20 protein-coding genes are annotated in these 25,309 nt (G+C 30.6%); 16 read left to right on the forward strand and 4 right to left on the reverse strand.

Going from position 1 to position 25,309, the window contains the following annotated elements:
* Positions 1 to 5 precede the first annotated feature (5 nt).
* The 11 genes from recN (at position 6) to scpB (ending at position 15,181) form a co-directional block, all read left to right on the forward strand.
* Entirely contained in the window at positions 6 to 1,703 is a 1,698-nt protein-coding gene (recN, locus tag J2Z44_RS16910; protein WP_209649855.1) for a DNA repair protein RecN, read from the forward strand.
* Between the two features lie 253 nt (positions 1,704 to 1,956).
* Complete coding sequence (gene spoIVB, locus J2Z44_RS16915; protein WP_031271840.1) at positions 1,957 to 3,135, forward strand: SpoIVB peptidase; 1,179 nt, start codon at positions 1,957 to 1,959, stop codon at positions 3,133 to 3,135.
* 205 nt (positions 3,136 to 3,340) lie between these two features.
* Entirely contained in the window at positions 3,341 to 4,156 is an 816-nt protein-coding gene (gene spo0A / locus J2Z44_RS16920) for a sporulation transcription factor Spo0A (protein ID WP_021284841.1), read from the forward strand.
* 1,495 nt (positions 4,157 to 5,651) lie between these two features.
* The gene (gene spoIIM, locus J2Z44_RS16925) at positions 5,652 to 6,293 is read left to right on the forward strand and encodes a stage II sporulation protein M (protein ID WP_021284845.1); all 642 of its coding nucleotides are present in this window, start codon (positions 5,652 to 5,654) and stop codon (positions 6,291 to 6,293) included.
* Positions 6,294 to 7,343: 1,050 nt separating this feature from the next.
* Positions 7,344 to 8,519 (forward strand): phosphopentomutase, encoded by a 1,176-nt coding sequence (locus tag J2Z44_RS16930; RefSeq protein ID WP_021284846.1) that lies wholly within the window; start codon positions 7,344 to 7,346, stop codon positions 8,517 to 8,519.
* A gap of 28 nt (positions 8,520 to 8,547) precedes the next feature.
* A complete protein-coding gene (locus tag J2Z44_RS16935; RefSeq protein ID WP_021284847.1) occupies positions 8,548 to 9,363 on the forward strand; it encodes a purine-nucleoside phosphorylase in 816 nt (271 codons plus the stop codon).
* Between the two features lie 249 nt (positions 9,364 to 9,612).
* Positions 9,613 to 10,431, forward strand: a complete 819-nt coding sequence (locus tag J2Z44_RS16940; protein ID WP_021284848.1) for a purine-nucleoside phosphorylase — start codon at positions 9,613 to 9,615, stop codon at positions 10,429 to 10,431.
* A 253-nt stretch (positions 10,432 to 10,684) separates the two neighbouring features.
* Positions 10,685 to 11,989, forward strand: coding sequence for a pyrimidine-nucleoside phosphorylase (locus tag J2Z44_RS16945; protein ID WP_031271844.1), 1,305 nt, complete (start codon positions 10,685 to 10,687; stop codon positions 11,987 to 11,989).
* 99 nt (positions 11,990 to 12,088) lie between these two features.
* Positions 12,089 to 13,288, forward strand: coding sequence for a D-alanyl-D-alanine carboxypeptidase family protein (locus J2Z44_RS16950; RefSeq protein ID WP_021284850.1), 1,200 nt, complete (start codon positions 12,089 to 12,091; stop codon positions 13,286 to 13,288).
* A gap of 557 nt (positions 13,289 to 13,845) precedes the next feature.
* Complete coding sequence (locus tag J2Z44_RS16955; RefSeq protein WP_209649857.1) at positions 13,846 to 14,586, forward strand: segregation/condensation protein A; 741 nt, start codon at positions 13,846 to 13,848, stop codon at positions 14,584 to 14,586.
* A 1-nt stretch (position 14,587) separates the two neighbouring features.
* Positions 14,588 to 15,181: an SMC-Scp complex subunit ScpB gene (scpB, locus tag J2Z44_RS16960; RefSeq protein WP_021284854.1), complete on the forward strand. Its 594-nt coding sequence runs from the start codon at positions 14,588 to 14,590 to the stop codon at positions 15,179 to 15,181.
* Positions 15,182 to 15,302: 121 nt separating this feature from the next.
* On the opposite strand, the gene ytfJ is transcribed toward scpB, so the two are convergent.
* Together ytfJ and J2Z44_RS16970 are read right to left on the reverse strand one after the other, a co-directional pair.
* Positions 15,303 to 15,770 carry a GerW family sporulation protein gene (ytfJ, locus tag J2Z44_RS16965; RefSeq protein ID WP_021284855.1) on the reverse strand — a complete coding sequence of 156 codons (468 nt, stop codon included), beginning with the start codon at positions 15,768 to 15,770 and terminating at the stop codon, positions 15,303 to 15,305.
* A complete protein-coding gene (locus J2Z44_RS16970) occupies positions 15,763 to 16,353 on the reverse strand; it encodes a DUF2953 domain-containing protein (protein ID WP_021284856.1) in 591 nt (196 codons plus the stop codon). The genes ytfJ and J2Z44_RS16970 overlap by 8 nt, the downstream gene beginning before the upstream one ends.
* Before the next feature lie 104 nt (positions 16,354 to 16,457).
* Here J2Z44_RS16970 and J2Z44_RS16975 point away from each other — a divergent pair, with 104 nt between their 5' ends.
* The 4 genes from J2Z44_RS16975 to J2Z44_RS16990 all read left to right on the forward strand — a co-directional run bounded on the left by J2Z44_RS16975 (position 16,458) and on the right by J2Z44_RS16990 (position 21,958).
* Positions 16,458 to 17,561: a D-alanyl-D-alanine carboxypeptidase family protein gene (locus J2Z44_RS16975; RefSeq protein ID WP_021284857.1), complete on the forward strand. Its 1,104-nt coding sequence runs from the start codon at positions 16,458 to 16,460 to the stop codon at positions 17,559 to 17,561.
* Between the two features lie 223 nt (positions 17,562 to 17,784).
* Entirely contained in the window at positions 17,785 to 18,780 is a 996-nt protein-coding gene (locus J2Z44_RS16980; RefSeq protein WP_021284858.1) for a sulfide/dihydroorotate dehydrogenase-like FAD/NAD-binding protein, read from the forward strand.
* A complete protein-coding gene (locus J2Z44_RS16985; protein ID WP_021284859.1) occupies positions 18,777 to 20,054 on the forward strand; it encodes an FAD-dependent oxidoreductase in 1,278 nt (425 codons plus the stop codon). The genes J2Z44_RS16980 and J2Z44_RS16985 overlap by 4 nt, the downstream gene beginning before the upstream one ends.
* Before the next feature lie 842 nt (positions 20,055 to 20,896).
* A complete protein-coding gene (locus tag J2Z44_RS16990) occupies positions 20,897 to 21,958 on the forward strand; it encodes a serine hydrolase domain-containing protein (RefSeq protein ID WP_342591521.1) in 1,062 nt (353 codons plus the stop codon).
* Positions 21,959 to 22,062: 104 nt separating this feature from the next.
* On the opposite strand, the gene J2Z44_RS16995 is transcribed toward J2Z44_RS16990, so the two are convergent.
* Together J2Z44_RS16995 and J2Z44_RS17000 are read right to left on the reverse strand one after the other, a co-directional pair.
* The gene (locus J2Z44_RS16995) at positions 22,063 to 23,391 is read right to left on the reverse strand and encodes an FtsW/RodA/SpoVE family cell cycle protein (RefSeq protein ID WP_021284862.1); all 1,329 of its coding nucleotides are present in this window, start codon (positions 23,389 to 23,391) and stop codon (positions 22,063 to 22,065) included.
* Complete coding sequence (locus J2Z44_RS17000; RefSeq protein WP_021284863.1) at positions 23,381 to 23,731, reverse strand: PadR family transcriptional regulator; 351 nt, start codon at positions 23,729 to 23,731, stop codon at positions 23,381 to 23,383. Before J2Z44_RS17000 ends, J2Z44_RS16995 begins: the two co-directional genes overlap by 11 nt.
* A gap of 542 nt (positions 23,732 to 24,273) precedes the next feature.
* Here J2Z44_RS17000 and J2Z44_RS17005 point away from each other — a divergent pair.
* Positions 24,274 to 25,185, forward strand: coding sequence for a hypothetical protein (locus tag J2Z44_RS17005; protein WP_021284864.1), 912 nt, complete (start codon positions 24,274 to 24,276; stop codon positions 25,183 to 25,185).
* The last annotated feature ends 124 nt before the right edge of the window (positions 25,186 to 25,309 follow it).

Below are 25,309 nucleotides of genomic sequence, written 5' to 3' on the forward strand. Positions count from 1 at the left end.
AATTAATGCTATTACAATTAAATATCAACAATTTTGCTCTTATTGAAAGCTTATCTATAGATTTTCAACAAGGCTTTAATGTACTTTCAGGTGAAACAGGGGCAGGGAAGTCTATTCTTATTGATGCTATTAATTTTGTTTTAGGTGGTAAGTTTAATAAAAATCTTATTAGAACTGGTGAAGATAAAACTGTAGTAGAAGCAGTATTTTCCATAGAAAATATAAAAACCAAGCAGGTTTTGAGTGAACTTGAAATACCCTATGAAGATTTAGTTATTTTAAGTAGAGAGAGTTTTCAGTCAGGAAAAACTGTTGCAAAGGTCAATGGAAAAACCCTTCTTTTAGCAAAAATAAAAACTGTAAGTGAGACCTTATTAGATATCCATGGTCAACATGAAAACCAGAATCTTTTAGACAATAATAATCACATTAGGTATATAGATTCCTTTGGAGAAAGTAAACTAAAAAAAAGCCTAGAAGAATATAAAGAAAAATACGAGAAGCTTTCAGAAATTGATAGCAAAATAAATGAACTTCAGGGAAATGAAGGAGAAAAAGAAAAGAATATTGATTTTCTTAAATATCAAATAGAAGAAATAAATAATATCAATCCTAAAATTGGAGAAGATACAGAGCTTGAAGAAAAATTCTCTTTACTTTCAAATGCGGAAAGAATAGAGAAAAGTTTAGGAATTTCTTATAAAATCTTAAAAGATAGTGATGATGGAGCCACTTCTGTTATTGACTCTTTAAACTATGTAATTAGAGAATTAAGAAGCATTCAAAAACATAAAGAAGATATAAAAAATATTACAGATGCTTTAGAGAATACTTACTATTTAATTGAACAAAATATTGATGAAATTAGAAATTTGAAAGATAGTATTTATTATGATGAGGGAGAATTAGAATATATAAATTCTAGAATATATCAATTATCCCTTTGCAAAAAAAAGTATGGTGCCACAATTGAAGATATCTTAAGCTATAAAGATAAAATAGAGAAAAAATATGAAGAATTAATTAATAGTACTGTTATAGTTGAAAAGCTTCAAAAAGAAAGACAGGAAATTGTTTTAAAGATGAAAGCTATGGCTGCTAACATGCACAATATAAGATGCGCAATTAGTGAGGAATTAGAGTCGCTGGTTAAAAAAGAATTAGATTATGTAGGACTTGACAAAAGTACTTTCAAAATAAATGTAACTGAAACTGATCATCTAATGCATAATGGCAGTGATAAGGTATACTTTACAATATCAACAAATCCTGGTCAGCCTTTAGAACCATTAGAGGAAATTGTTTCTGGAGGAGAGCTATCAAGAATTATGCTAGCTTTAAAAACTGTATTTGTAGATAAAGATGAGATTCCTTCTGTAATATTTGATGAAATTGATACGGGAATAAGTGGAAGAATTGCTCAAAGAGTTGCAGAAAAGATGTTTTTAATATCAAAGAAACACCAAGTTTTTTGTGTAACACATCTACCACAAATTGCTACCATGGCAGATAGCAACTACTTAATTGAAAAACTTTGGACTGAAAGCACTACCTATACTAAGGTTAAGAAGCTTAAAATGGAAGAAGTAGAGTATGAGATAGCTCGAATGATCGGTGGAAGTGAGGTTACAAAACTCACAATAGAAAATGCTAAAGAAATGATAAACTTAGCTGCTGAAGTAAAAGGAAAAATAAAAGAATAATTTATTAATTATGTACATAAAAACTTCAAATATTGTTAAAATATAACTATGAATTGATCAGTATCAATTCATAGTTTTTTTTATAATGTGTCACATCTCAAAATTTTAATATTATATTATAATATGAGAATTTTAGTTGCAAATAATACTAATATGAATTTATTTTGGGTATTATTCAAATATAATAACAACATAATATTTTTAAAAATGGGGTAATTTAAAACTAGTATAGAAAATATATGGGAGGTATAGCATTATGAGAAAACGTAAAAGTGTTTTGTGCTGGATATTAATACCATTGATGCTTTTAGTCTTTGGTAGTTATAATTTTATAAAGCATACTTCTATAACAACAAAAGTACAAAAATTAAATGAAGCCGTAACTTCACAATATAATAAAAAAGGAAATTATCTAACGGCTTCTCAGAGTAGTTTTAATAATGAAAATAAACCATATGCTAAAGCTTCCGATATTATGCTTTACCCTGGAGGTCAGCCAGTAGGAATAAAATTAAGTACAAAAGGTGCCCTTGTCATTGCCCTTTCTGATATTGATACTTCAGAAAGAAAAATGCAAAGTCCAGCAGCAGCAGCTGGTATACAAATCGGAGACAGTGTCATGGAAATAAATGGTGCTGCTATTAAAAGTTCAGAGGATATTGCTACAATAGTAAATAGGTGTAGCGGTGAAAAAGTAAAGATAACTGTAAGCCGAAATGGGGAAACATTTAATTTTGAAGTTACCCCTGTACTAAGCAAAAGTGATGAAAAATATAAAATTGGTTTATGGGTAAGAGACTCTACAGCTGGAGTTGGAACACTAACCTTCTATGATCCTAAGACTAAAGGATTTGCAGCGCTTGGCCACCCTATTACAGATGTGGATACAGGTAATATAATGTCTGTGGAAAATGGAGAAGTTATTGCTTCTAATATAGTGTCTGTAAGAAAAGGTATAAAAGGAAATCCAGGAGAACTTAGGGGCATCTTTATAAATGAACAGCAATCTTTGGGTGTAATTAAAAATAACACAGAGTGTGGTATTTTTGGAAAAGGAAATGATAATTTAATTAATGAAAAGTATAATAAACCCATGAAGATTGCTCTAAAAAATGAAGTTAAAGTTGGAAAAGCACAGATTCTAACAACTATTGAGGGAAATGAACCTAAATTCTATGATATAATCATAGAAAAGTTACTACCACAAGAAGAGCCTGGGTCAAAAAGTATGATTATTAAAATTGTAGATCCTCAGTGTATTGAAAAAACTGGCGGGATAGTTCAAGGAATGAGTGGAAGCCCTATAATTCAAAACAACAAAATTGTTGGAGCAGTAACTCATGTTTTAATAAATAAACCAGATACTGGATACGGAATCTATATGGATTGGATGCTAAAAGATGCAGAAATTTTCAAAAATGGCTATGAATAATTAATAAAACATTGTACAATAAAGATGTTGGTTATTTTACTATAATCTAGCATCTTTTATTGTATTATTGTGATGTTTACCTTCTAAATAAAAAATATTATATATAAAAATAAATTTTTTACTAGTTTTAGAAGGAATTATTATAGTTTTGTCGAATTTGTATATATGTAGAAATGGTAATTTTTAGTAGAAGGGGAGTTATTGAATGGACCAAAATTGTATTAATGTACTAATTGCTGATGATAACAAGGAGTTTTGCAATATTTTAAATGATTATTTATTAAGTCAAAAAGATATCAATGTGGTTGCAATTGCAAAGGATGGAATTGAAGCTCTAAAGTTAATTGGAGAGAAAAGACCAGACTTAATAGTTTTAGATATAATCATGCCGCACCTAGATGGGTTAGGAGTGTTAGAGAAATTAAATACAATGAATTTAAGCCCTATGCCAAGAATAATTGTATTATCTGCAGTTGGACAAGATAAAATAACACAAAGAGCTATTACATTAGGTGCAGATTATTATGTAGTTAAACCTTTTGATATGGACGTATTTACAAAGAGAATAAGACAAATGTTCAACAACACTATTTCTAGTGATGAGGAAAAAAGAGCTATTGTAGTAAATGACATGTCAGATATCAAAATAAGATCAAACAATGAACCAATGAACTTAGAAGCAGAAATTACAAGCATAATTCATGAAATTGGAGTACCAGCACATATTAAGGGATATATGTACTTAAGAGAGGCTATAACTTTAGTTGTAAATGATATAGAATTATTATCTGCTGTTACTAAAGAATTATATCCTACTATTGCTAAAAAATATAACACTACTGCAAGCCGTGTTGAAAGAGCTATAAGACATGCTATTGAGGTAGCTTGGAGCCGTGGACAAGTAGATACAATCAATAAGCTATTTGGGTACACTATTCACAATGACAAAGGCAAGCCTACAAACTCTGAATTTATTGCTATGGTAGCAGATAAATTAAGATTAAAAAATAAAGTAAGCTAAGTCAGTAAAATGGCTGTTAAACAAGAATTTTCAAAAAGTTACATTTAAGTTGTTTATACCAACTGAGGACTTTTTATACCAATAAATATAATTAAATTTTAAAGACACTTGTATATCAGAATTGTAATGATTTTAATATAAAAGTGTCTTTTCGTTTGTATAGAATTAAGAAAAATTTAATGATATCAAAGGATTCATTAGAAGAATTTATGATTGATTGCATAAAGGAAGATATAACTACGTAAAACTTTGAGATTGAGTTTCAAATACGGAATATTTAAGTAACCATATAGAAATGAAATCTAATCTTTTTTGAAAATAATATCACAAAATTTTATGTTTTGGTTATAATTATAATTAAAGAGAATAAACTAATATAGAGAGGATATAGTGGCATATATCCCCTCCAAGTTATTAATATTAGTCACTACCTAGTATTAGTAAAAGAATTTTATACAGATAAATCAAATACAAAAGAGTTAACACTCTATCAGTGACTTTTTTAGGTGTTGGCTTTTTTGTTTTGTTGTTACACATTTTTATCACCTCCTATTTTATTATATGTGCAACTTATATGTTATATGTCTAAGTTGCCTAAGATAGCAGTATATGTTTTCAAAGAAATTTTAGAACGGTTTAAATAATGAAAAAGGGACTAGAACATATTAAATTTCCTAAAGAATTTATGCTAGATTCTTCACATGAAAGGATTTTTCAAATTTCTATGGAATATATTTATAAAGATATAGTAGTAATTAGATGTGAAGGGGTATGAGATATTGAAACCTATTTTATCAAAAACTTTATTTGGTATGGGTACTATACTGCTGGTATGCTTTTTTGGAGGTTTAGTATATATACATTATGATTATTATACTAATACACTTCCTTCCTATTCTTCTTATCCAATAAGTGTTCCTATTATAATCCATGGAGTAATATTTTTGTTTCCGAGCATTCTATGCTTTATAATATCCAGAGTGCTAAAATCAAAATAAAAAACTAACTTTTAGTTTTATAATTTAAGTGACTTTTGGGATTAATGTATTCATAACATTGTATAACTAGAGATATGAAAAATGTAAGAAGATAAAAAGAGAGTAGATGTATAATAAAATTTACTACTCTCTTTTAGTTTTTAATTGAAATTACCATATATTAAAACATGAAGGAAAACAGAATATGTGCTTTAAATTTTAAATACATATATTAAGTGAAAATTTGAATTAGGTAATTTTCTTATTTAGCCTTTCAGCTATAGGCTTCCTTAGTAAAAGTTTAGTTTATTTATCTTAAAAAAAGCCTTAAGGGAATCATGGTAGTACCCATGTATAAGTTAAGTTTTTATGCTAGTTATCTAAATATAGCTTCACTATATGATGCTATGAGTTTTACAAGTGAGCTTGTACAATTATAGAAATTTTAAGGAATATTCTCCTAAGTATTGTCATAGATATGAACTAATTCATTGATTAAAACTAAGGGGGAAATATTTATGACTTTCAGAAACCTTATGGAAAATTTTAATAAACATTTTAGAGATAACTTATTGATGTACCTATTGACTATATTATTTCTATGCACAGGCATTATTTTGGGTATTTATAGCGTGAAATATATGAGCAACAATGATAAAAGCAGCTTAGTAAATTACATCACATCACTTAGCCAATCTAGTACTTTAGAAGGAATAAATAATAAAGCAATATTTTTTGAGGCTTTAAAAAGCAACTTGCCAATAATTATTGGATATTGGTTTCTAGGGTTAACCATTGTAGGTATTCCAGTGATATTAGTTTTATGTATTTTTAAAGGTTTCTCCATTGGATTTACTATTAGTTTTTTTGTATATAGTTTAAAGGATAGAGGACTTCTCTTAGCTGTTTTAGGCGTTTTACCACAAAATATAATTTATATTCCTTGTGTTATCTTAGCTTCTGTTTTATCAATTCAATTTTCTCTTGGGATGCTGAAAGAAAAGCTTAATAAAGGATATAAGGGGTCAAAAGGAAGTAGTGTTGCAGGATATAGTGTGTCGTTCTTATTTCTTATAGGATTTATGATACTAGGATTTTTACTTGAAGCATTCATCACACCTTCTCTTATAAAGTTTGCACTAAAAGGCGTGAGTATGTAGTAGCATGAGAAAAGATATAAAGAAGTTCTTATTTTACTACTTTCAGTCTTTACTAATATTAGTGATTATGGGTATAATATTACCATATTTAATTGATAACTTCCTGCATTATTTAACTAAAGACTCAAACATATACCAAAATAGTATTCTTGTATCAAAAACTATTAACAAACAATTAGAAATATTGTATAATTATGTTTATACTTTTAAAGTTTTGATTAGATAGTTGGTAGTGAGTTATAATAACCATATTTAATTTCTAACCATGTACTTAGTTTTTCACTAATAAAACTAAGAATATGCAAATAAACTCTTGAACAACTATAGCTTTTCTGCATATAACTATAAGAAAGTATAAATATTGAAAACTTTATATATAGAAAGAATGCAATAAAGATACTGATAAATATATCTAATTTTATTTTGGATTCCCTTTTATATAAATTGGTTAAAAGTATTTTATAATGTACAAGTATTATTGCAAATTTTATAGATTATTTTAAAATATAAATATTAAGTTATTTTTAAAGAAGTGCCACTATTATTCTTATAAAAATTATTCTAGTAAGGAATAATTTTTAATGTTTAATAGATAGGCACATCATTTATTTAATATATGTTTTGTACAGGCTTTATCGCATACTTATTAAAACCATTAATATTAATGTGTTTAACAACATTTTTGAAGCTTCAAGTCTGCCATCTTCTAAGGTGGCAGTTGCTCAGCCTAGAAAATGTGCTTTGGTGGTAGTGAAAATCTTATTCCAAAGTTGTTAAAAAAATGAAATTGTTCATTATTTAATTGGTATGCAAAAGTAAAATCAAGAGAATAGTAATACTAAATAATATTGAGGCATCTTCAAAAAATAAATAAGTCAGTCTTCTCGGCTATTTTGTGTTATACTGCGTCAAGAGAACCCTTAGATAGCGCTACTATCTGCAGAACCTGTTTCCTGGTCGCACAAGCTTGCTTGTGAACTCAAAATATCCTTTACATCTTTGACTTGTTATTTATTTTCAGATGCCTTAGTAAGAAGAAAGGAAGATAATATGAAGAGAAAAGTTACTTTGATTGTTCTTGATAGTGTAGGCATTGGAGAACTACCAGATGCAAAGTCATATGGTGATGAAGGTAGCAACACATTAGGAAACATCGCAAAAGCAGTTAAAGATTTTAAACTACCAAATTTAGAGAGAATAGGGCTAGGAAATATAGATGAAATGGTAGGGTTCCCAGTTAATAATAATGCAACGGGAGCCTATGGAAGATGTGCAGAATTATCCAAAGGCAAGGATACTATTACTGGACACTGGGAAATAGCAGGAGTAATACTCGAAACACCATTAAATACTTACCCAAATGGATTTCCACAGGAAATAATAGAAGAGTTTGAAAATAAAATTGGAAGAAAAACCTTAGGTAATGTAGTTGCTTCAGGAACTGCTATAATTGATGACCTTGGTGAAGAGCATATGAGAACAGGCTATCCAATAATATATACTTCAGCAGATAGCGTGTTTCAAATAGCTGCTCATGAAGAGATAATATCCATAGATGAGCTATATAAAATGTGTGAGATTGCTAGGGAAATGCTTGTAGGAGATAAAATGGTAGGAAGAGTAATTGCAAGACCATTTATCGGCTCAGGAAAGGGTAATTTTACTAGAACTTCAAATAGACATGACTATGCCATAGAACCATTCAGCAAAACTATGCTTGAATATATAAGTGAAGCAAACCAAAGCGTAATGGCTGTGGGAAAAATTAAAGATATTTACACTGGTAAAGGGGTTACTGATTCCATTACTATAAAAAATAATATGGATGGAGTAGAAAAAACTCTTGAATTCATGAGAAGTGATAAAAATGGATTAATATTCTCTAATTTAGTTGACTTTGATATGAAATATGGTCACAGAAATGATGTTGAAGGCTATGCAAATGCACTAATAGAGTTTGACAACAGATTACCTGAGATTATAAGTGCATTAGGAGAAAATGATATACTTATGATAACAGCAGATCATGGTTGCGATCCAACAACTGAAAGTACAGACCACTCTAGAGAATATATTCCTGTTCTTGTGTATGGAAAGAATATTAAAGAAAATGCTAATATTGGAACTCGTAGTGGGTTTAGTGATATAGGAAAAACAATTTTAGATTTATTAGAAGTTGAAAATGAATTAGCAGGAGAAAGTTTTGCGAAACTAATACAAAAGTAGATAGCTAAGAAGCTTTAGGAGGATAATTATGGAACTAAATATAATAAAAGAAAGTGTTGAGTATGTAAAGAGCAGATTAAATTTTGAACCAGAAATTGGAGTGATTTTAGGCTCTGGTCTTGGTGATATGGCAGATACTCTAGAAGAAAGAGTAGTAATTAAATACTCAGAGGTGCCTAACCTACCAGTATCTACAGTGCATGGCCATGCTGGACAATTTGTAGTAGGAAAACTAGGTAATAAAAAAGTAATAATGATGCAAGGAAGATTCCACTTCTATGAAGGACATAAAATGAATGTTCTTGCACTTCCAATATATATAATGAAGTATATTGGAGTAAAATCTCTAATTGTTACTAATGCTTGTGGAGGAGCAAACACATCTTTTGTTCCAGGTGACTTAATGATTATAAAAGATCATATAAACTTTGCTGGAAGCAATCCACTAATAGGAAAGAATGAAGAAGAAATTGGACCGAGATTCCCAGATATGTCCACTGCCTACGATAAAGAATATATTCAACTTGCTAAAGAAGTAGGAACAACTTTAAATATGGATTTAAAAGAAGGAACTTACATGATGTTTACAGGTCCAACTTATGAGACGCCAGCTGAAGTTAGAATGGCTAGAATTCTTGGTGCAGATGCTGTTGGTATGTCTACGGTACCAGAGGTTATAGCTGCAAGACACTGTGGCTTAAGAGTATTAGGAATATCTTGTATTACAAATATGGCTGCTGGAATATTAGATCAACCTTTAAATCATGAGGAAGTTATTGAAACTTCAACTAAAGTTAAGAGCAAATTTATCTCTTTAGTTAATGATATAATACAAAAAATTTAATTATATAATTATCATATTCCTTCTCAATTGGGAAGGAATATGTATTTATTCATTATTTGAGGCACTTACTTAGTTAAATTTTAAATTCTAAGTTTTAATTTCTAAGTTTTAATTTAGTAAGTGTTGTGTTCTTATATAAATTTAAGCACAGTATTTGAAGAAAGTTTCTCAAAGAAGAAATATGAAGTTCCTTATTTAAAAGAATTTCTATGAAAAAAGAAAAACTAAGGAAAGTTTGGAGGGTTTATCATGGATTTATTAAAAAGAATGGAAGAAGCTAAGGCATTTATTCTTGGAAAGTATAGTGAAAAAATTGATGTTGCTATAATACTTGGAAGTGGCTTAGGTGGAATTGTTAATGACATTGAAGAGCAAAAAACAATAAAGTATTCTGACATTCCAGGGTTTCCTGAGTCCACAGTAAAGGGCCATGCAGGGGAAATGATAATCGGAAAGTTACGTGGAAAAACAGTATTAGCTATGAATGGAAGATTCCATTATTATGAAGGTTATGATATGGAAACAGTTACTTTTCCAGTAAGAGTAATTAAAGCTTTAGGCATTAAAGATATAATTATCACTAATGCTGCTGGCGGAATGAATCCTAACTTTGAGCCAGGAGATTTAATGATTATTACAGACCATATTAATATGATAGGTAACAATCCTTTAATTGGAGGAAACTTTGAGGAGTTAGGTCCAAGATTCCCAGATATGTCCTGTGCATATAATAAAGAATTAAGAAAAATAGCTTTAGATTCTGCTCAAGACCTTGGCATAAAAGTTCAACAAGGGGTTTATTGCCCAGTGTCAGGACCTACTTATGAGACACCAGCAGAGCTTAATATGTTAAGATTAATTGGTGGAGATGCGGTAGGTATGTCTACAGTTCCAGAAGTAATAGTTGCAAATCATATGTCTATGAGAGTACTTGGAATTTCTTGTATAACTGATATGGCACTTGCTGATAATTTAGAACCTCTTGATCACTCAAGAGTTGTTGAAACTGCTAATAGAGCAATGGCAAAATTTATATCCTTAGTAAAAGAGATAGTAGAGAAAATTTAAGGTAGAATTTTTAATTTAATTTTTTAATATATGTTTAGGCAGAAATATTCACAGTGAATTTTAAATATATTCAACTATTTTTTTACTTATAAACTAGTGGTTCTGAAAAATAGTTTTTGAATAACTGTAATTTCTATCTGTGAATATCTTTAGAAATTTGATTCAACTTATAGTATAAAACAGTGTTGGATTTTAAAATTATGTATGTTTAGATAGGAGGTGGATGTTTTTAGATTTTCTAAAAACAATAACTATGAGAATGTATGATTTAATTCTTAAAAAGAGAAACGGTAATGAATTAACCAAAGAAGAAATTAACTATTTCGTAGAAAACTACACAAATGGGGAGATTCCAGATTATCAAGTATCAGCTTTACTTATGGCAATCTTCTTCCAAAAAATGAATGGAAGAGAAACAGCTGACTTAACAATGGCTATGGTTAACTCTGGTGATATTCTAGATTTAAGTGAGATAGAGGGTATTAAGGTTGATAAACATAGTACAGGTGGAGTAGGAGATACTACAACTTTAGTATTAGGACCTATGGTTGCTGCTTTAGGTGTGCCAGTAGCTAAAATGTCAGGTAGAGGACTTGGACATACTGGTGGTACTATTGATAAATTAGAGTCCTTTAAGGGTTTTTCTGTAGAAATGCCTAGAGATAAGTTTATAGGTAATGTAAACAACATAAAAATAGCTGTTGGAGGACAAACAGGAGAATTAGCTCCAGCAGATAAGAAGCTTTACGCTCTTAGAGATGTAACGGCAACAGTAGATAATGTATCGTTAATAGCTTCAAGTATCATGAGTAAAAAAATTGCAGCAGGAGCAGACTGCATCGTTCTAGATGTTAAAGTTGGAGAAGGAGCTTTTATGAAAACTCCAGAAGCAGCACAGGAATTAGCAGCTGAAATGGTTAGTATAGGAACAAATGTTGGAAGGAAAACCGTAGCTATAATTTCAGATATGGATCAACCGCTAGGACTTGCTATAGGAAATGCTCTTGAAGTAGAAGAAGCAATTGATACTTTAAAGGGAAATGGACCAAAGGATTTATTTGAACTTTGTTTAACCCTAGGAAGTTATATGGTAACCCTGGCTGGAGCAGCAAAAAATGTAGAAGAAGCTAGAGAAAAGCTTCAAGAAACTATAACTTCAGGAGCTGCTATAAATAAATTAAAAGAATTTGTTAAGGCACAAGGTGGAGATACTGCTTGCATAGACGACACTGCATTACTTCCTAAAGCTAAATATGTTGTTCCAGTTATGGCGGACACTGATGGAGTTATAGAAAAAATTCATGCTGAGAGTATTGGATTAATAGCTATGGAACTTGGAGCAGGAAGAGCAACTAAGGAAAGTATAATTGACTTAGCTGTAGGAATTGTGTTAAACAAAAAAAGAGGTGAAAAAGTATCTAAGGGAGATGTTATAGCTTATATACATAGCAATGATGAAAGCAATATAGAAAAAGCTAAACAAGATATTTTAAGTAATTATGTAATTTCACCAAATTATGTAGATAATATTCCATTAATTCATCATATAGTAGATTAAGTAAAAAGTCAGATTTTTAATCTGACTTTTTGTATTTTTGGATAATATATGAGTCTTTAGGTAAAAATAACTCTATAAAAAACATTATGGAGGTAAGCTATGAAAAAGAGAAGTGCAATACTTAGTTTATTACTATCAATGATATTTTCACTACAACTTTGTGCAGTGCCAGTTAAGGCTTTAGCACCAAAGACAAAGGAAAATGCGCCTGCTAATAATGCAGTTGGTTTTGAGCCAGATGCTAGATCAGCTCTATTAATAGAGCCAACTACTGGAAAAGTTCTATACGAGAAAAATTCAAAAGAAAAATTTGCTCCTGCTTCTGTAACAAAGATAATGACTATGCTTTTAGCTATGGAAGCGATAGACAGTGGTAAAGTTAAGCTTTCTGATAAAATAGTTTGTAGTGAAAAAGTTAAGTCCATGGGTGGAAGTAGTATGATTCTTGATACTGGCGAAGTTAGAACAGTAGAGGAAATATTAAAGGGTATAGCAATTGCATCAGGAAATGATGCTGCTGTTGCTATGGCGGAATTCTTAGAAGGTAGTGAAGAGGCTTTCGTAGTTAAGATGAATGAAAAAGCTAAAGAACTAGGAATGAATGACACAACTTTTAGAAATTGTACTGGATTAAGTGCTGATGGACATTTATCTACAGCTAACGATATTGCATTAATGTCTAGAGAATTACTTAAACATCCAACTATACTAAAGTATTCATCAATTTACATGGAAACTATTTCTGATGGTAGAAAGAGTCCAATAGAATTAGTTAACCATAATAAGCTTGTAAGATTTTACAAAGGTTGTGATGGTTTAAAAACAGGGTTTACTCAAGAAGCTATGTACTGTATTTCTGCTACAGCAGTAAGAAATGATGTAAGAATGCTAGCAGTAATAATGGGTGCTCCAAGTTATAAACAAAGAAATGCTGATGCAAGTAAACTAATGGATTATGGTTTTGCTAAATTTGAAAGTAAAAATATAATTGCAAAGGATTCAGAAGTTGAAAAAGTAGCTCTAGATAAGAAAGGTGAGAAGTTCTACATTGCAAAAGCAAAAGATGATGTCAAAGTAACCCTTGAAAGAGGAACAGAAGATCAAGTGACTAAAAAAGTTACTATTGACCCAAATCTTAAAGGCTTTAAAGAAGGAGATATAGTAGGATATTGTGAAGTTTTCGTTGGAGATAATCTTGTTAAGAAGATTGACTTATACAGTGACAGAGAAGTAAAACAATCACAATTCCTTAATAACCTTAAAAATATGCTTACAGATATTTTTGATCACGCTATATAGATTAGTTTAGTTTAAATAGAATATAAGTTATTATTACTATGGAAAGATAAAGGATTCTATGTTTTAATTCTAACTTATTCAGTATGAATTAAAATTCTATTCATAAACCCTTAAAGGAACAAGGTGAGGACTTACGTATAAGTTAAGTTTTAAATCTGGTTCCTTATAATGAAAGATATAAAAATAAACTCCTAAAATTTAGGGGTTTATTTTTATTCATTCATTATAAGTTTATACAGAGGTTCCATGATGGGATGTTAACTTATTCAGTATGGATAAAATTCATCCGTATAAACTACTAAAAGAAGTAGTATAGGACTGATATAAAAATTAGATTTTAACCACGGGGCCCTATGAAAATAACTTCTAAAATAACTTTTACTTTAAAGATGAGGGTACAAGTTATGAAGATGAAGTTTATGACTGGACTCATTAGATTATTATGTAGAAATAGTGTTGCAACTTATATATTTAAGATGAATTTTGGATTAAAATGAGTTATAATAAGATGAAACTTACCTGGTAAGGGATTAAAAAATTCTATTTAGGAGAAGCATATGTCGCTTAGTATAAAGATAACCAATTTTGAAGGCCCTTTTGATTTATTATTACACTTAATTAAAAAAAATGAAATGGACATATATAACATAAGAATATTAGAAATAACAAATCAATACTTAGACATTCTAAAGCAGATGAAAGAAATGGATTTAGATATAACTTCTGAGTTTATAGTTATAGCAGCAACTTTAATAGAAATTAAGTCTAAAATTCTTCTACCAAAGCCTAAAGTAGAGAATGAAGAGGAAAATGAAGAAGATGCTGCAAAGGAATTAATTAATAAAATTGTCTTATACAAAAAATTCAAAGTTGCAGCAGAATTTCTTTTAGAAAGAGAAAGAGAAACTGGAATAATGTTCAGTAAAAAACCTGAAATAATTGAAGAAAAAAATTATAAGGAAACCACAGCAGACTTATTAAAAAACATTACAATGCTAGATTTATATAACATATATAATGAACTTATGAATAACTACTTAAATAAGGCTAACCCTGAGGCAACCATTGAAGATAAAATAAAAATGGAAACTTATAAGATAGAAGATAAGATGGGTGAGCTTCAAAATATAATTAAATTAACTCCAAAAGTTCATTTTACTAATCTTTTAAAGAGTTATAAAAGCAAAACAGAAGTTATAGTAACTTTTTTAGCATTACTAGAACTTATTAAATTAAAGAACGTAAAAGTAATTCAAGAAGGTAATTTTAAAGAAATTTATATAGAGAGGATTGAATAGTATGGATAGCATTTCATTAGAACAACTAGAACTTGAAGATACTTCTTATAAAAATGTTTATTATTCAATTATAGAAGCTCTATTATTTGCTAGTGGTGACCCATTACATATTAATACTATAGCTTCAATAATTGAAGGTTCTATAGAATTTACTGAAAAACTTATGGATGATATGATAAGAAACCTTGAGAGTGATAAAGCTAGAGGAGTAAGAATTATCAATACTAATAGTGAGTATCAAATGGTTACTAAACCAGCAAATAGTGATCAAATACAAAAGCTATTAAAAACAAATATAAGACAATCACTTTCAAGAGCTGCTTTAGAAACCCTTGCAATAATAGCCTATAAACAACCAATAACTAGAGTTGAAATAGAGGAAATTAGAGGTGTAAAAAGTGATAGAGCTATTACAACTTTAGTAGAAAAAAGTCTTATAAAAGAAAGTGGAAAAAAAGAGGTAGTGGGAAGGCCTAACCTGTATAATACCACTGATGAATTTTTAAAGCATTTTAACTTTAACAATTTGGACCAATTACCTACTCTAGAGAGTTTTGTTAAAGATATTGATCTTGATGTTGAAGCGGTAGAATAATATTAGATTTATCAGAGGTAATTAATTGGTTAATTGGGACCAGTTATCATAGAAACTATTTAATAGAAATTCATAAAAACTAAAAAACTGTGTATACACAGTCTTTTAGTTTTTATAAGTTTTATTCAGCAGGGTCACATGGGTCAAAAGGAACGGTTCCTTTTGAAGGATCTTTTACAATTGTTTCTGCACAGCATTCTTTTTCATTCTCATTATCTTTACTAAACATATTTTTAAACATATCCATAATTTGAGGAACTGTATCTACAATCTTATCGTAGGTACTATGATGATCCACAGGAAGCATTCTTATAGATTCTCCTCTTACAACTAAGAAACCTACTGGCTTAATTGATATTCCTGCTCCAGAACCTCCACCAAAAGGATGTCTATCACATTTATCTACTTCTCTTATGTTTTCAAATTCTGTTCCTCCTGATGCAAAACCAAAGGATACCCTAGAAATAGGTATTATTACTGTTCCGTCATAGGCAGTAACCGGTTCACCTACTACAGTATTTACATCAATCATGTCCTTAATACTTTCCATGGTACTTTTCATTAAATTTTCTATTGGATGATTATCCATTTTGAGCTTCCTCCTTATATTTCACCTTAGGTATTTTAAGTTTTTTAGATCCAAACTTTAAGTTGTAAATAATAATAATGCATATATATATAACTTTTGCTAAATTAATGAAAATTATACTAGTAATTTCAAAATTTAAGTAAAATTTGTTATAGGTAGGTTTTATTTCTGATTTAAAATCTTTTAAGTTAAAAAATAAACTCAAACTTGCGGCTACAAAGCTAAGTAGTTGGTGCAAAAGACCATAAGCAAAGGCAGTATATGCAGCATCATCTAAGGAATAATTAATGTTAATTTTCATTTTAAGGGATAACTTATATTTATTTTTTCTAAGTAGCCTTATAATCTTTTTAGCATTATGAGGATTAACTAAATCTTTATGTATAACTTCTTCCTCAATTTTATCATTTGCTTTTACTGAGGCTTTCTTTATTTTCTTTTTCAACCTTTTAGTTATATTTATTTCTTTATTATATATTCTAATGTGAGCTTTTTTACCAGAAAAACTCAGTGTTATTTTAAGTGGAATAGGTAACAATAATATTGCTAATATTATAAAAAAAATAATAAGTAAAGTTTTCAAATTAAGGCCTCCAAAATTTTTATATTCATTATTATATCCATTAAAGTATGGTGTATACAAAAATGGTTAATTTTACATTTAAATTCTACTTAAGGGGTGAAATTATGAGAAAAAAGCTTTTAAAGTTTTACTCAATGTTAATTATTGTGGCAATATTAAGTAATATATCTATTGAAGTTTATAGTAAACCATTAAGAGTTAATGCAATATCAGCTATTGCAATTGACGGAAATACAGGGATTGTTTTATTTGAACAAAATGGTCATAAGGTAATTCCAATGGCTAGTACTACGAAAATAATAACTTGTTTAGTAGCACTAAAATACGGAAATTTAGATGAAAAATTTGAAATATCAAAAAATGCTGCTTCAATTAGAGGATCAAAGGTTGGATATAAGAGTGGAGAGACGGTTACTTTAAGAGAATTATTGCATGGACTAATGCTTAAATCAGGAAATGATTGTGCCATAGCAATAGCAGAAGGAATGAGCGGATCTATAGAAAAGTTTTGTAATTTAATGAATGAATATGCCTTACAAATTGGACTTGTAGATAGTCATTTTGAGTCTCCTCATGGACTAGATAGTATGTATCATTACTCTTCAGCCTATGATTTAGCAATAGCCACAATGAAGGCTAAAGAAATAAAGGAGTTTAATGATATAGTATCAGCAAAGCTTGTTGATGGTGCTGAAAATGGATTTACAAGAAGTTTTCAGAACATAAATAAGATATTATATCAAATACCAGAGGCTAATGGTGTAAAAACTGGATATACTGGTGGGGCAGGAAAATGCTTAGTAAGCTCCGTTAAGTATGATAACAGCGATATAATAATCGTAACTTTGAACTGCAGTAATAGATGGGAAGAAACCAAAAGAATTTATGATTTTGTGAAAGAAAATTATACCTACAAGAAAATAGTAGCTAAAGATGAAATTTTAGGTCAAGTTTCAGTAGGAGATGAAAAGAATAAAATAGATTTAGTTAGTGATAGAGATATAATTATACCTGTAAAACAAGATCAAGTTATAGGCAAGGAAGTGCAAATACCAAAGGCCGTAGTAAAAAAAGATGTAGAAGCTGGAGAAAACATAGGAATGGTGGTAATTACCAATGAAAAATCAGTACTTATGAAAGCTCCCTTAAAAACTACAAAAGGATTTAAAGACAAGAACTTAATACGATTTATAAAAGAAGCTTTTTAAAAAAGTTGAAATAGGTTATAGGCTATATCCATAGGTTAATATGGGTATAGCTTATTTTTATGCATGTAGCACCTTAAGCTATGTCCTTGGATTAAAAATCTTAACCATAATTGAAAAGGTCTCCTCTACTAGAATATATTTAGGTTTCAAGTAATAGCTTTTGCAGTAACATTTATTAGGAACTTAAATATTCTAATAGTATAGTAAGCTAGGAGGATTAAGCATGAGTTATGAACCATATAACTGCATAGATTGTGGCAGTGAATATTGTCCATGTCATTTAGCTGAATCAGGGAATTGTATTCTTTGTTCACACCTAGATGGTAAGGACTTTTGCGATTGTCGTAATTGGAACGGGGTATGTATTTATCAAGAATTTGTTGAAAATAACTTTAGAGCAAAGCCAGGAAGAAAATATAATAGCTTTAAAATAGTATATAAAGAAAAAATAGAAGATAGAATTTTAACTTTTAAAATAAAAGCTAGTGATAAATTAATTAGTGATTTAGTGAATCCAGGTTCCTTTGTATTTATTAGGAGACCAGACTGTGAATCAACTTTTGATACTCCCATATGTGTTATGGATTGTGATACTAAAAATGAAACAATTACCTTAGCTATGGAAATTAAGGGTGTAAAAACAAAGGCATTAGATGATTTAGAAGTGGGACAAAATATATTGGTTAAAGGACCATTTTGGAATGGAATATTAGGGCTTAAATCAGTATTAGAAACAAAAAATAAAATATGCTTACTTATTGCTAGGGGTATAGGGCAGGCTCCCATGGTGCCAGTTATAGAAAGGCTTAAGCAAAATGGAAATAAACTAATTGTAATCATTGACAAAAAGCCTTTTGAAAACATCTTTATAAGTCCTATTTTAGAAAAGCATGATTGTTCAGTACTAGAATGTACTACTTTGCTTCAAGGGGGAATTCTTAGCGAGGAGTGCAGAAAGTTACTCTGGGAAATTCTTTCTAAAGAAGATATTTCTCTAGTTCACTGTGATGGAGCGGATATATTGAATTATCAAATAATGAAAATAATAGAAGCTTTTAATAGAGAAATTCATTTTTCTTGCTGCAATAATGAAAAAATGTGTTGTGGAGAAGGGGTATGTGGATGCTGCACAATCATGAATAATGATGAGAAATTAAGAAGACTTTGCAAGATGCAAACAGACCCTAAATATATATTTGAAGGGAGGAGACTATTTTGAAGGTTGTAGTTATTGGTGGAGGTTGGGCAGGATGTGGAGCAGCCATAACTGCTAGAAAAGCTGGTGCGGAAGTAGTGCTGCTTGAAAAAACCGATCTACTTCTTGGAGTAGGTAATGTAGGCGGTATTATGAGAAATAATGGCAGATACACTGCAGCTGAGGAACTTATAGCCCTTGGTGCTGGAGATTTAATAAATATAACAGATGCAAATACAAGGCATAAAAATGTGAATTTTCCTGGACATGAACATGCATGGCTTTATGATGTAAATAAAATAGAACCTGCAGTGAGAAGACATATAATAAGTCTAGGAATTGAAGTAAAAGTGGTTACAAGAGTTGTAGATGTAGAGCGAATGGATAACAGAATTACAGGTGTTTACTTATCAGATGGAACCTTTGTAGAAGGCGATGTATTTGTTGAAACAACAGGCTCTACTGGACCTATGGGAAATTGTTTGAGATATGGTAATGGATGTTCTATGTGTGTTTTAAGATGCCCTGCCTTTGGACCAAGAATAAGTGTTAGTTATAGAGCAGGCATTGAAGATATAAAAGGAGAAAGAGATGAAGATATCTACGGTGCTTTTAGTGGTTCTTGTAAATTGGCTAAAGAAACCCTTTCAAAAGAAATTGCAGAGGAGCTAAACGAAAAAGGCGTTGTGGTTTTAAAAGTTCCTCAAGAAGATATAAATTTAGATAAATTAAAGCAAAAGGTTTGTCAGCAATATGCACTAAAAGAGTTTGCTGAAAATATAGTGCTGCTAGACACAGGTCATGCAAAACTAATGACTTCTTATTATCCATTAGAGAAGTTAAGAAAAATTCCAGGCCTTGAGGATGCTAAATTTGTAGACCCCTATGCAGGAGGAAAAGGAAACTCCATAAGATACCTATCAGTGGCACCAAGAACTGATGACTTAAGAGTTGTTGGCCTTGATAATTTATTCTGCGGTGGAGAAAAAAGTGGCTTATTTGTTGGCCACACAGAAGCTATTGCAACCGGTTCTCTAGCGGGATACAATGCGGTGAGAAGTCAACTAGGTATGCCATTACTTATACTACCAAGACTTCTTGCCATTGGCGATATCATAGCCTTTGCTAATGAGAAGGTAATGACAAGAGAAGGAAGAAGAAATAGATACACCTTTGCTGGAGCAGAGTACTTCCAAAGAATGAAGGATTTAGGACTATACACTTTAGACACTGAGGAAATTAAAAACAGAGTAAAAAGATTGAACCTTGATAATATATTTAATCAAAAATTAATATAGAAATTTAAAGGAGCAGAAATGTTTGGAGTTTCTGCTCCTTTAGGTTTTTAAGGAAAGAAACAGGTGGAAATACGGTATAGCTAAGGATATATTTTTATAATGAGGGCATGTAATTTGTAGGGGAAGAACTAAGCTATTTCAATTGAAATCCTCTGAAACCTGCATAAACACTATATATTGTTATAAATATTTAAAGATAACCATAAGTATTGTTATGTTCAAATATTTTTATATTGTTAAAAAGATATATTTTCTTAGGAAAACACACTACTTAAGCAAGTATAGTTGTTGAAGATTCATGGGGCTAAGCTTTGTAAGTCAGCATTGTAGCTTGAAGCTTTTCTGTGAGAGATTAGAGGAGTTAGCTGAGGAATATATAGCTATGACTTATACAGTGGTGAATAGATTTAGTTTTAAATAGGAGAAGGGGTTAAAAAGTAAGTCATAACATTTGTTATAATTAAAAAAAGCAGCCACTAAGAAAAGTATTCAAGGAGCTAGTACCTCCTGGAGTAATTTTCTCAGTGGCTGTTTTTCTGTGTCTTAAAATTTAAATTCAATTAATAGGTAGGTAATTTATAGATAAGGCTTTCAAGATTATTAAGTCTTAGTTGTAAAGTGCTTTTAATTTAAGTTTTATGAATCAATGAAAAGTTTCAGGTATATTTTTACAGTGATTATATGGTAAAATAGACTTACTTCAGTGGTGTTAGAATTTTTTCTAAAGTAAAACTAGTAATTTTAGCTGAAAAAATTTGAATAAGAAAATTTTAATTCCTCAATAACGTATAGTTTGAGGTTGAAGTTTATAATGAATATTATTTGTAGAATTTGAAAAAGGAGTGAAAAGATTGGATACTCATATTATAAAATCACAAATATTAAATAGGAAACCCGATTTTTCAGGAGTTATATTCCTTTCGATTAATGGGGAACCCGTTATGGAAGAAGCTATGGGAGAGGCTAAAATAAGTGAACATATTCCAAATACTGTAGACACAAGATTTCCAACAGCCTCTGGAAGCAAGATATTTACAGCTGTTGCAATATTAAAACTAATTGAGAAAGGAGAATTATCACTAGATGATTCGGTTACAGCTTGTTTACCAAACTTCTTTCCATACATGGATGATTCGGTTACAATTCTCCATCTACTTACTCATACATCAGGCTTTTGTGATTATTTTGATGAGGAAGAAAATGATACAGATGTCTCTTATGCCAGTGTATGGGAAAACATCCCCATGTATGCAATGAAATCACCTAATGATTTTTTGAGATTACTTCAAAATAAAAAAATGGAATTTCAACCTGGTTACCGTTTCAAATATAACAATGGTGGGTTTGTAATACTTTCTATGATTGTAGAAAAAGTTTCTGGCATGGATTTTCCACTTTTTATTCAGAAGTACATTTTTGACACATGTAGGATGAATAATAGTGGCTATTTTTCAATGGACAATCTTCCGAGTGATACTGCAATTGGCTATACAGACAATGGAAAAGGTGGCTTAAAAGCCAATATTTATTCTGTGCCAATCATTGGTGGTGGTGATGGAGGTGCCTATACTACCGCAGGAGACATGTATTTATTCTGGAATGCCTTGTTAAATGGGGATATACTAGCGCCTGAGATTGTACAAGCTATGTGTACTCCACAAATAAAAACTGGAGAAGATAGTAATGCCTATGGTTATGGTGTGTGGTTAGATACATGTAATGAAAGTGTTATTAAAATCCATGTTATGGGCGGAGACCCTGGGGTATCATTTAGAAGTGCCTATTACCCAAATGACAAAACCGTATACACTGTTTTATGTAATCGTGATGCTGGTAGTTATATGGCATTTAAAGTAGCGGAGGATATGATGCCTACTATGCAAGCTAAAAATATCAATATATGAATTATGTTACATTGTTCTTACTAACTTCAAATCTAAAGGTTATATAAAAACTATAAGACTAACGCCTGCAACTTTGCAGGCGTTAACTTTCTTAAAAGAATAAGTTAAATTGCTTCTTTTTTAGCCATATTATGAGTTAAATCCTTCCTTCTGTACACACTTAAGATTAACCCCACTATAGTCATATTAATAAGTAACTGGGAACCACCGAAGCTCATAAAAGGAAGACTAATACCCATAATAGGAGCAATTCCAAAATTCATTGCAATGTTAAGTAAAAACTCTGTAGTTAAAATTGCAATAAAACCAGAAACTATAAGCTTTCCGTAAGAATTCTTAGTAACCTTTGCTACACTTATTATTTTTAGTAGGAAAATTATAATTAGCGTAATTATAGCCACGGCGGTAATCCATCCAAAGGTATAGACTATATAAGTAAAAACAAAATCAGTATGAAGCTCAGGAATGGTCTTTGGTTCCATGGTGAAACCATTTCCAAAGGCTCCTGCACTTTCTACAGCTTTTTTTAGTTGCAGATATATCCATCCACTGTTAGTTGGGTCACTAGCAGGATCTAAAAAGATTGCAAATCTTCTTAATCTATAGGGTTCCAATAAAGTATAGATGAAAATACTAAAAACAGGTGATATTATACAAAGAATTACTTGTGATACCTTGGCCTTAGACATAAACATTAAGGTTATACAAGCAATAAAATATAAAAAGCTGTAGGTAATAGTACCTGTGAGTGTTAAAAAACCAGGAATTATAGTTATGAGTAAACCAGGAACTTTAATTAACCCTAAAGCTTTTAAAAATCCTAAAAGATTATTCCAATCCCAGCCTTCAAATATTCCAGCAAGAGAAACCACTAAAAATAATAAACAAAAGGGCATTAAATCAATGGTTAAAAAGCCTATATGAAAATAATAGTGGCCATTAACAGGAACATTGAAAAATAGTTGTAGAATTAAAACTACCAATGTACCGATGTAAATCTTCTTTGAATAAGGTAAAATTCTTCTGTAATCATAGAAATATAATCCTGTGATTAAACCAATTCCTAGGATATAAAATACAAGGTTCTTCTGAAACATTTTTATATAATCAGCTTCAGCCACAGCTCCTTTGCTTTGGATAAAGTACATGGTGACAAGTCCAAAGAGGGAAAAGCATAGTAGAGGTATTATAACGCCCCAGCCAATTTTTGCTTTATGAGTTTTATCTAGCTGTTTTCCAATTAAACTTGGATCTCCCATATGAGAGATTGCTTTTTCAGTTGCTTCTTCCTCAGACAAGCCAGAGCTTATGAAATCCTCTTTGAGAGTTTCGATATGATCTTGTAATTCTAGGTTTATATCATAGTGAACATCCTTATTTCTTATAAGCATGCAAACTTTATTTATATAATCCTTAACCTTATTATTTTCCATGATCAAAAGCAACCTCCTCCCATAAAATCTTATCTACTGCACCAGAGAAGAGAGACCACTCCTGTTTTTTCTCTTTCATATAAAGGTTCCCTTTTTCGGTAATTTTATAGTATTTACGTTTTCTGCTACCTTCACTTTCACTCCAATAGGACTCAATCATAGCTTCTCCTTCAAGAGCATGAAGTATAGGATACAAGGTCCCTTCCTTAAAACTGAAAACTCCATTAGATTTAAGTTCAATAACCTTTATAATTTCGTAACCATACATGGGTCTGCTATTTAGTAAGCTCAAAACAAGGGTGGTAGTACTTCCTTTTAATAGTTCTTTACTGATTTTCATAGTTTACCTCCTTTATACCTAGATATTATATGCATCGATTATCTAGGTATAATTTTAAGTGTATATTTACCATTTGTCAATAATGTTTGAAAATTTTGTAACTAGGAAATAAATATGGTTTATCTCCTAGATTTATTGACGTAGTTTGTTTTACTATAAGGCAAAATAAAAAAACACAAAGGAAATTTGAAAGGTCTATCTGTATAGACATTGCAATTGGAGCTTATTGTGTTCAAGTCTTCAGTGAAAATTGTATTATATTTTACTTTTAGGCCAAGGAAGTGGAAGTTATAGGCATGTAATTACAGTAATTATATGGTAAAATTTAAATAAGAGATTAGTGAGGAAGCGTTTAGTTAAAGTCAAACTAGTATTTAAATGTGAACTCAGATTATTTATATAATATACAAATAAAATTATACAAGACTGTCTTGTATTAACATAGATATCTTAAATGTAAAGGAGTTGATTTTATGTATATGATATACAACAAAATGTGGAGGGTGACCATATTGTAGCCCTCCTAAAACTTGGAGGAAATTATGGTTAATATTAAATTAGATAGTGTTGATTTTAGCTTAAAAGAAGAGCACGATTTTTCATGGCTTAAATCATTTGGCAAAGTTTTTGCTGTCTTTGCCCAAAATGATTCGGGGAATATAAGTTTTGGTGTTGATAATGGGGAAGACAAGTATTTTATTAAGGTAGCAGGCTTAAAAACAATAGAATCCATACGAACACAGCAAGAAGCAATAGCTGCCTTAAAAGCGGCAATGCCTATATACAAGGATATCAATCACAAAAATTTGATAAAACTCGTCAAGCATTATACTCTTGGTGAGATTTATATTGCAGTATTCAAGTGGGCTGACGGCGATTGCTTATTTGACCATTGGAATTTTGAGAAATATTACAAGAATCCACAGATTGTCCCCCCTGCAAAGTGCTTCAAGCAACTACCGATTTCCAAACGAATTGAATCAGCAGGTGTGTTATTTTCGTTTTTAGATACCGTTTCTAAAAATGGATATGTTGCAGTGGACTTCTATGACGGTAGCATAATGTATGATTTTTTAAGAGATACTACTACAATTTGCGATATTGACTTCTTTAGGAAAAAGCCAACATTCAATGATATTGGTGTAGATTACTGGGGGACAAAGAGGTTAAAGTCACCGGAAGAATATGTTTATGGTGCTGTTATTGATGAAACCACAAATGTATTTGCACTTGGAGCGTTGCTATTTGACAGTTTTTTCGGTAACTATACTGATGCTGAAGTAAGACAGCGATATAAAATGAACGCATTTACACCTTGTTCTTTTGAGAACTGGGAATTAAGCAAAGCGTGCTATGATGTTGCACTAAAATCTGTCGCTAAAGAAAGGTCTGAACGGTATGCCTCAATAAACGAATTTTATATCGCTTGGAATGGAGCTCTATTCGCTAAATAAGCATAATCTACAGTAAATTAAATACACAGTATGAATAGATTTGTATTCGGATGTTGAGCCAACAAAAACTAGCACCATAAGATTATAACTTTCATGATGCCAGTCGCTACCGCTGCTCAATGTC

It is taken from the genome of Clostridium punense (genome assembly GCF_017874425.1).
Taxonomy (GTDB): Bacteria; Bacillota; Clostridia; order Clostridiales; family Clostridiaceae; genus Clostridium_J; species Clostridium_J punense.

Bases quoted from the DNA above. Each gene is read 5' to 3' on its own strand.
- recN (WP_209649855.1), top strand. From the start codon at position 6: ATGCTATTACAATTAAATATCAACAATTTTGCTCTTATTGAAAGCTTA.
- spo0A (WP_021284841.1), top strand. From the start codon at position 3,341: ATGGACCAAAATTGTATTAATGTACTAATTGCTGATGATAACAAGGAG.
- spoIIM (WP_021284845.1), top strand. From the start codon at position 5,652: ATGACTTTCAGAAACCTTATGGAAAATTTTAATAAACATTTTAGAGAT.
- J2Z44_RS16930 (WP_021284846.1), top strand. From the start codon at position 7,344: ATGAAGAGAAAAGTTACTTTGATTGTTCTTGATAGTGTAGGCATTGGA.
- J2Z44_RS16935 (WP_021284847.1), top strand. From the start codon at position 8,548: ATGGAACTAAATATAATAAAAGAAAGTGTTGAGTATGTAAAGAGCAGA.
- J2Z44_RS16940 (WP_021284848.1), top strand. From the start codon at position 9,613: ATGGATTTATTAAAAAGAATGGAAGAAGCTAAGGCATTTATTCTTGGA.
- J2Z44_RS16945 (WP_031271844.1), top strand. From the start codon at position 10,685: ATGAGAATGTATGATTTAATTCTTAAAAAGAGAAACGGTAATGAATTA.
- J2Z44_RS16950 (WP_021284850.1), top strand. From the start codon at position 12,089: ATGAAAAAGAGAAGTGCAATACTTAGTTTATTACTATCAATGATATTT.
- J2Z44_RS16955 (WP_209649857.1), top strand. From the start codon at position 13,846: ATGTCGCTTAGTATAAAGATAACCAATTTTGAAGGCCCTTTTGATTTA.
- scpB (WP_021284854.1), top strand. From the start codon at position 14,588: ATGGATAGCATTTCATTAGAACAACTAGAACTTGAAGATACTTCTTAT.
- ytfJ (WP_021284855.1), bottom strand. From the start codon at position 15,770: ATGGATAATCATCCAATAGAAAATTTAATGAAAAGTACCATGGAAAGT.
- J2Z44_RS16975 (WP_021284857.1), top strand. From the start codon at position 16,458: ATGAGAAAAAAGCTTTTAAAGTTTTACTCAATGTTAATTATTGTGGCA.
- J2Z44_RS16980 (WP_021284858.1), top strand. From the start codon at position 17,785: ATGAGTTATGAACCATATAACTGCATAGATTGTGGCAGTGAATATTGT.
- J2Z44_RS16995 (WP_021284862.1), bottom strand. From the start codon at position 23,391: ATGGAAAATAATAAGGTTAAGGATTATATAAATAAAGTTTGCATGCTT.
- J2Z44_RS17000 (WP_021284863.1), bottom strand. From the start codon at position 23,731: ATGAAAATCAGTAAAGAACTATTAAAAGGAAGTACTACCACCCTTGTT.
- J2Z44_RS17005 (WP_021284864.1), top strand. From the start codon at position 24,274: ATGGTTAATATTAAATTAGATAGTGTTGATTTTAGCTTAAAAGAAGAG.